The following is a 7,273-nucleotide window of genomic DNA, read 5'->3' on the forward strand; positions in this document are numbered from 1 at the left end:
CCGTCCCCAACTCCGCCAACCGGCGTCCGGAGGTAGGCGGGAGGTGTACAAGGCGGCTGCCAAGCTCCGGCTGAGATGGCGCCGGCGGGGCGGTGCACAGAACGCCGCATTCGGCGCCTCGCAGGCTGAAGCGGGAGAGGCAGGAGCCGCAGGCGGCCGGGATCCGGAGTCGACGTCCGATGGCTGCACAGGGCTGCATACATGGAAAAACCCGCTCGGCCTGTTTTGCCAGGTCGTTGCGGGTTTCTGCTGGTGATTCGCGGGTGCCCCCTGCAGGATTCGAACCTGCGCACACGGCTCCGGAGGCCGTTGCTCTATCCCCTGAGCTAAGGGGGCCCGCGCTGCCCCTTGGGCGGCGCGAGATGAAGGCTACCAGGGTTGGTGGGGTGACGCGCACCTGAACGTTCGCCGTGCGTTGGGGGGTGGAGTGGGCTAGCTTCAAGGCCGTGACCGAGCCACTGGGACGCGTGCTGGTCGTCGATGATGACGAGGTGATCCGCCAGCTCATCGCCGTGAACCTTCAGCTGGAGGGGTTCGAGGTGGCGACCGCGGTGGACGGGCAGGACTGCCTGGACAAGGTGGGCGAGGTCCGGCCGGACGTGATCACGCTGGACGTGATGATGCCGCGGCTGGACGGGTGGGTCACGGCGATCAGGCTGCGGGAGGACCCCGTGACCGCGCACATCAAGGTCGTGATGATCACGGCGCGGGCGCAGGAGCACGATGTGCGGCGGGGGGCGGAGATCGGCGTGGACGCGTACGTGACCAAGCCGTTCGACCCGAACCAGCTGATCCAGACGGTGCGGAAGCTGGCGGCGGTGTCCGGATAGTGGTCGGATAGTCTCGCGAGGGTGATTCCAGCCGAGGTGAGCGGCGCCCTCGCGGCCGCGGTGCGCGACGTGGGCCGTGAGCTGGGGGAGGTGCCCGTCTTCTGCCGGGGCGCCGGGGTCTACGAGAGTCCCGTGGCGCTGCGGGCGGGAGTCGATCCGCAGGTGATCGCCCGGCGGGTCGGGGGGACCGTCACCGGGCGCGGGTTCGTGCGGATCGAGGTCGGGGCCGGGGCCCTGGTGGACGGGATCGTCCGGGATGCCGGTTACGGGATCGCGCGGGTGCCCTCTCACCGGTGGGACGAGTGGCCACGGACGTTCGAGAACCCTGGGTTCTGCGTGCGGTACGCCTATGCGCGGGCCGTGTGGGTGGGGCGTTGGGCCGCGGATCTGGGGGTTCGGCCGGGGGTGTTCGGGCCGGGGGAACCGGAGGAGCTGGCTCTGGTGGAGGCTCTGGGGGACATGCCCGGACGGGCGGCGCAGGCCGAACGGGAACGGGATGCCAGGCCGTTGGTGTTCTGCTTGGAGAAAGTGGCCGGGGCGTACCACGACGTGCACGAGCGATGTCCTGCTCTGCCTTTGGGCGATGAGGAGCCGGGTGCGGTGCATGAGGGGCGCGTCAGCTTGGCGGAGGCCGTGCAGGTCGTCTTGGGCAATGGCCTGAACATGATCGGTGAGAGTCCTAGGAAGCGGATTTGATGAGCAGAGTTCACCCCGCCGGTCCCCGGCACGCAGACGTCCTGCCCGAAGATCACCCTGCGGGCCCGGCGGACGACCTGAACGTTCTCGATACGCACATCTGGCCGCGTGGCGCCAGGCGTGAGGAGGGCGTCATGACGGTGGGCGGGGTGGACGTCCGGGATCTGGCGCGGGAGTACGGCACGCCTCTGTACGTGTACGACGAGGAGGACGTGCGGAGCCGGGCGCGTGAGTACGCGGCGGCGTTCCATGACGGGGACGTCCACTATGCGGGCAAGGCTTTCCTGTGCGGGGCCGTGGTCAAGTGGCTGAACGAGGAAGGGCTCGGCCTGGACGTGTGCAGTGGGGGTGAGCTTGCGGTCGCCTTGGCCGCGGGGTTCCCTACGGAACGCATCACGATGCATGGGAGTAACAAGGCGACCCGGGAGCTGGAGAAGGCTCTTGAGGTTGGGGTTGGACGGATCGTCCTCGACTCGTTCGAGGAGATCGCGCGGCTGGGGTATCTGGCCCAGGAACGTGGGGCGCGTCCCAAGGTGATGGTGCGCGTGACCACGGGTGTGGAAGCTCACACCCATGAGTTCATCGCGACCGCTCATGACGACCAGAAGTTCGGTTTCTCGCGGAGTTCTGGGGCGGCGCTGGAGGCCGTGCGGCGCGTCCTGGAGTTGAAGCAGCTGGAGCTGGTGGGGCTGCACAGCCACATCGGGTCGCAGATCTTCGAGGTGGACGGGTTCGAGGTCGCGGCGCACCGGCTGGCGGAACTCCTGGTGGCCATCCGGGACGAGCACGGGATCGAGCTGCCGGAGCTCGACCTCGGGGGCGGCTACGGGATCGCGTACGTGCCGGGGGAGGAGCCGCACGACCCCAAGGCCATCGCGGACGGACTGAGGACGATCGTCGCGCGTGAGTGCAGGGCGTACGGGCTCACCATGCCGAGGCTGACCGTGGAGCCCGGACGGGCGATCGTGGGGCCGGGGGGCGTGACCCTGTACGAGGTCGGGACGGTCAAGGACGTCGAGGGGCTGCGGACGTACGTGTCCGTGGACGGGGGGATGAGCGACAACCTGCGCACAGCCCTCTACGGCGCGGAGTACACCGGCGTCCTGGCGAGCCGGTCGTCGGAGGCGGAGCCCATGCTCAGCAGGCTTGTCGGAAAGCACTGCGAAAGCGGGGACATCGTGGTGCGCGACCTGTGGCTGCCAGCAGATCTTTCGGCGGGGGACCTGGTGGCGGTCGCGGCGACGGGTGCGTACTGTCGGTCGATGGCAAGTAACTACAACCACGTCCCGAAGCCCGCGGTGGTCGCGGTGCGGGACGGCAGGTCGCGCGTGATCGTCCGCAGGGAGAGCGTGGAGGACCTGCTGCGGCTCGATGCGGAGGTCGAAGCGTGAAACCCGAACGTGGTCCGCTGCGGGTGGCGCTGCTCGGCTGCGGCGTCGTCGGCACGGAGGTCGTCAGGCTGCTGCGCGAGCAGGCCGACGACCTGGCAGCGCGGGTGGGGACCCCGCTGGAGCTGGCGGGCATCGCGGTGCGGCGCCCCGACAGGGTCCGGGCCGGAGTCGACCGGGACCTGCTGACGACGGACGCCCACGCGCTGGTGACCCGCGAGGACGTCGACATCGTCATCGAGGTGATCGGCGGGATCGAGCCCGCGCGGACGCTGATCCTGGAGGCGATGAAGACCGGCAAGTCGGTCATCACCGCCAACAAGGCGCTGCTCGCGGAGGACGGCGCGACGCTGTTCGCGGCGGCGCGCGAGTACGGCGTCGACCTGTACTACGAGGCGTCGGTGGCCGGGGCCATCCCGCTGCTGAGGCCGCTCAGGGAGTCCCTGGTCGGCGACCATGTGCACCGGGTGCTCGGGATCGTCAACGGCACCACGAACTACATCCTCGACCAGATGGACACGCACGGCGCCGGTTTCCACGACGCGCTGGAGGAGGCGCAGGCGCTCGGTTACGCGGAGGCGGATCCGACGGCCGACGTGGAGGGGTTCGACGCGGCGGCCAAGGCGGCGATCCTGGCCCAGCTCGCCTTCCATACGCCGGTGACCGCCGCGGACGTCCATCGCGAGGGCATCACCGAGGTCAGTGCCGCGGACGTGGCCGGCGCCAAGGGCATGGACTGCGTGGTCAAGCTGCTGGCCATCTGCGAGCGCGTGCCCTCCGACGACGGGCGCAACGGGCGCGGCGTGTCGGTGCGGGTGTACCCGGCGATGATCCCGCGGTCGCATCCGCTGGCGAGCGTCCGCGAGGCGTACAACGCGGTGTTCGTGGAGGCGGAGTCGGCGGGCTCGCTCATGTTCTACGGGGCGGGGGCCGGCGGCGCGCCGACGGCCTCGGCGGTCCTCGGCGACCTGGTCGCGGTGTCGCGCAACCTGTCCGGCGGGACGGCCGGGCCGGTCGAGGTCACCTACGCCGAGCTGCCCGTCCTCCCCATGGGGGAGACCGTGACCCGCTACTACATCCAGCTGGACGTGGCCGACGAGGCCGGTGTGCTCGCCACGGTGGCCGAGGCGTTCGCCCGGCACGGCGTGTCGATCCAGGCCGTCCGCCAGGTGGGGCTTGGTGAAGAGGCCCAGTTGGTGGTCGTGACCCACCGGGCGCCGGACGCGGCCCTGTCGGGGACGGTGGAGGGGCTACGCGAGCTGGACATCGTGCGTGAAGTGGCGAGTGTCATGCGCGTCGAAGGCGAGGAGTGACGCCGGTAGACTCCGCACGACATCGCAGGTCATCCAAGGAGAACGACGTGAACGCGAACGCCCGTGCGTGGCGTGGCCTCATCGAGGAATACCGCGACCGCCTTCCGGTGACGGACGCGACGCCCGTCGTCACCCTGCTGGAGGGCGGGACTCCGCTGGTCCCGGCGAACCGGCTGTCGCAGCTGACCGGCTGTGAGGTGCACCTCAAGGTCGAGGGAGCGAACCCGACCGGTTCGTTCAAGGACCGCGGCATGACGATGGCGATCAGCAAGGCCGCCGAGGACGGCGCCAAGGCGGTGATCTGCGCGTCCACCGGCAACACCTCCGCGTCGGCCGCGGCGTACGCCGTGCGGGCCGGGATGACCTGCGCGGTCCTCGTCCCCAACGGCAAGATCGCCATGGGCAAGCTGGCCCAGGCGCTCGTGCACGGCGCGCGGCTGCTCCAGGTGGACGGGAACTTCGACGACTGCCTCGAACTGGCCCAGAAGCTGGCGGTCGACTACCCGGTGGCCCTGGTCAACTCGGTCAACAAGTACCGGCTGCAGGGGCAGAAGACCGCCGCGTTCGAGATCGTGGACGCGCTCGGCGGCGCGCCCGACGTCCACTGCCTGCCCGTCGGGAACGCGGGGAACATCTCCGCCTACTGGATGGGCTACAAGGAGTACGCGGCGGACGGGGTGTCGTCCGGGACGCCCCGCATGCTGGGGTTCCAGGCGAGCGGCGCGGCGCCGTTCGTGAAGGGCGAGCCCGTCCTGAAGCCGCAGACGATCGCCACCGCGATCCGGATCGGCAACCCGGCGTCCTGGGATCTGGCGATCGCGGCGCGGGACGAGTCGGGCGGCGCGATCGACTCGGTCACCGACCGGCAGATCCTGTCGGCGTACCGGCTGCTGGCCCGCGAGGAGGGCGTGTTCGTCGAGCCGGCGTCCGCGGCGAGCGTCGCGGGTCTTCTGCAGGCGAGCGAGCAGGGCCGGGTGAAGCCCGGCGCGAAGGTCGTGTGCACGGTGACCGGCAACGGTCTCAAGGACCCCGACTGGGCGATCTCCGGCGCGCCCGCCCCCACCATCGTCAAGGTCGACGCGCACGCCGCCGCCTCCGCGCTGGGCCTGACCTGATCCAGAACACCTCCTCCCGGGGCGGCGCCGCGGGAGGTCGCGCGGTCGCGCGCCCGGCGGCGCGCACCCGATTCCGAAGGGGCGGGCGATGAGCCGACCGACCGAGCCCGTGCTGGTGCGCACGCCCGCGACGAGCGCGAACCTGGGCCCCGGCTTCGACTCGCTGGGCCTGGCGCTGGCCCTCTACGACGACGTCGAGGTCACGCTGACCGGCGGCGAGCTGTCCATCGAGGTGGACGGGGAGGGCGCCGAGGTCGCGGACCGGGGCGAGCAGCACCTGATCGTGAAGGTGCTCAGGAGCACCTTCGACGTCCTGGACGGTCTCGCGGCGGCCGGAGCCGGTCACCCCCTCGGGCAGCCCGACGGGATCCGGCTGCGGTGCCGCAACCGGATCCCGCACAGCCGCGGGCTCGGGTCGTCCTCGGCGGCGATCGTCGCGGGGATCGTGGCGGCGCGCGCGCTGCACCCGCATGGCGGGCTCCTCGACGACGGCGCCGCGCTGCGGCTCGCCACCGAGATCGAGGGGCATCCCGACAACGTGGCCCCGTGTCTGGTGGGCGGCCTGACGGTCGCGTGGACGACCCCCGACGGCGCGCGGCTCGTCCGGCTGGACCCACAGGTCACCGAGGTCGTGGTGTTCGTCCCGGAGCAGGAACTGGCCACCGAGCGCGCGCGGGGACTGCTTCCCGAAACCGTCTCGCACAGTGACGCCGCCGCCAATGCGGGGCGCGCCGCATTGCTCATTGCCGCGCTCACCGAGGGTTTGGACTCGGATGTGCTCCTGGACGCGACGGAGGATCGGCTCCATCAGGACTACCGGGCCCCGGCCATGCCCGGCTCCGCGGAACTCGTCGAGCGGTTGCGCAAGGCCGGTGTCCCGGCCGTGATTTCCGGGGCAGGACCTACTGTCCTGGCCTTCACAACCGCATCACAAGTTGATTCGATGGCCCTGGAAGTGGGTAATGGCTGGCACGAACACCCGTTGGACGTCGCGACCCGTGGCGCCCGCGTCGTGGCCGGTGGAGCGCGGGTCCGGCTCTGACGCCGGTGCCGGGGGCGGGGTCGGCGCGCCGCTCCGGCCGGTACCGGTTCCGGCAAGATCCAGCTAGGTAAAATGCGAAGACATCGACCTCTGGGGAATAGCAGTGTGCCCTGGTGATGTTAGGCTGAATGCCGCACCAGATGCCCCGTTCGGGGCAGCGTGCTCGTCAGCCGCGCGTCACCAGTTCGGCCCTCCGGTCGTGTCGGTCCCGCGTACTAGGCTCCCCGACACCGTGACATCCCGTTGTCAGGCATTCCAGCGAAGCTTCGGACGTGGCGGTGACGGGGGTCGCGCACGAGCGAACCGTCCCGACCATCATCTGGCTGTGCCCAGAAATCGCCGATCGCGGTGCCATCGTGATCGGCGGAGCCCGACTCGGCGCCCCCGCCGGGCCGCACCACCGGGTTGACTGGCCGAACGCCGGCCAACGCCCGCTCCCTGGGAAGGACCCTTAGTGAGCGAATCCAGCGAACTCCTTACGGACGCATCAGGCACGGCACCCGCGGCCGACGCCGCCCCGGCGGGCGCGGAGCCCGCCGCCCCCCGGCGCCGCCGGTCGGGCACCGGCCTGTCGGCCATGGTTCTGCCCGAGCTCAAGCAGCTCGCGTCCAGCCTCGGCATCACCGGCACGACCGGGATGCGCAAGAGCCAGCTCATCGCCGCCATCCAGGAGAAGCAGGGCGGCCAGGGGCAGGGCTCGGCGGGGGGCGAGCAGGGAGCCGCTGCCACCGCGAGCACCACCGCCGGGGCCGCCCCGGCGAAGGCCGAGCGGCCCCGCCGCACCCGCACGACGGCCAAGCGCGAGGCGTCCGACGAGCAGCTCACCGTCGCCGACGCCGCGCCGGCCTCCGGGCCCGCCTCCGGGCCCGCCTCGGCGCCCGCCGAGCAG

The 7,273-nt window shown here is 71.2% G+C and carries 7 protein-coding genes and 1 tRNA gene; 7 read left to right on the top strand and 1 reads right to left on the bottom strand.

Annotated features, from left to right (window positions below; genetic code table 11):
- Positions 1-264: 264 nt before the first annotated feature.
- A tRNA-Arg gene (locus E1291_RS16750) sits at positions 265-336 on the bottom strand.
- 131 nt (positions 337-467) lie between these two features.
- Here E1291_RS16750 and E1291_RS16755 point away from each other — a divergent pair.
- From E1291_RS16755 to E1291_RS16785, 7 genes are all read left to right on the top strand, one after another.
- Positions 468-830, top strand: coding sequence for a response regulator transcription factor (locus E1291_RS16755; protein WP_131738750.1), 363 nt, complete (start codon positions 468-470; stop codon positions 828-830).
- Between the two features lie 21 nt (positions 831-851).
- Positions 852-1,526 (top strand): DALR anticodon-binding domain-containing protein, encoded by a 675-nt coding sequence (locus tag E1291_RS16760; protein ID WP_131738744.1) that lies wholly within the window; start codon positions 852-854, stop codon positions 1,524-1,526.
- Positions 1,526-2,917 carry a diaminopimelate decarboxylase gene (lysA, locus tag E1291_RS16765; protein WP_131738745.1) on the top strand — a complete coding sequence of 464 codons (1,392 nt, stop codon included), beginning with the start codon at positions 1,526-1,528 and terminating at the stop codon, positions 2,915-2,917. Before E1291_RS16760 ends, lysA begins: the two co-directional genes overlap by 1 nt.
- Before the next feature lie 23 nt (positions 2,918-2,940).
- Entirely contained in the window at positions 2,941-4,227 is a 1,287-nt protein-coding gene (locus E1291_RS16770; protein WP_207400768.1) for a homoserine dehydrogenase, read from the top strand.
- Positions 4,228-4,274: 47 nt separating this feature from the next.
- On the top strand, positions 4,275-5,342 hold the full coding sequence (gene thrC / locus E1291_RS16775; RefSeq protein WP_131738747.1) for a threonine synthase: 1,068 nt from the start codon (positions 4,275-4,277) through the stop codon (positions 5,340-5,342).
- Between the two features lie 88 nt (positions 5,343-5,430).
- Positions 5,431-6,384, top strand: coding sequence for a homoserine kinase (gene thrB / locus E1291_RS16780; protein WP_131738748.1), 954 nt, complete (start codon positions 5,431-5,433; stop codon positions 6,382-6,384).
- A 454-nt stretch (positions 6,385-6,838) separates the two neighbouring features.
- A partial coding sequence (locus tag E1291_RS16785) for a Rho termination factor N-terminal domain-containing protein (RefSeq protein WP_207400767.1) occupies positions 6,839-7,273 on the top strand: 435 nt, incomplete at its 3' end.

The organism is Actinomadura roseirufa (assembly GCF_900659635.1).
GTDB lineage: Bacteria > Actinomycetota > Actinomycetes > Streptosporangiales > Streptosporangiaceae > Spirillospora > Spirillospora roseirufa.

Bases quoted from the DNA above. Each gene is read 5' to 3' on its own strand.
- lysA (WP_131738745.1), top strand. From the start codon at position 1,526: ATGAGCAGAGTTCACCCCGCCGGTCCCCGGCACGCAGACGTCCTGCCC.
- thrB (WP_131738748.1), top strand. From the start codon at position 5,431: ATGAGCCGACCGACCGAGCCCGTGCTGGTGCGCACGCCCGCGACGAGC.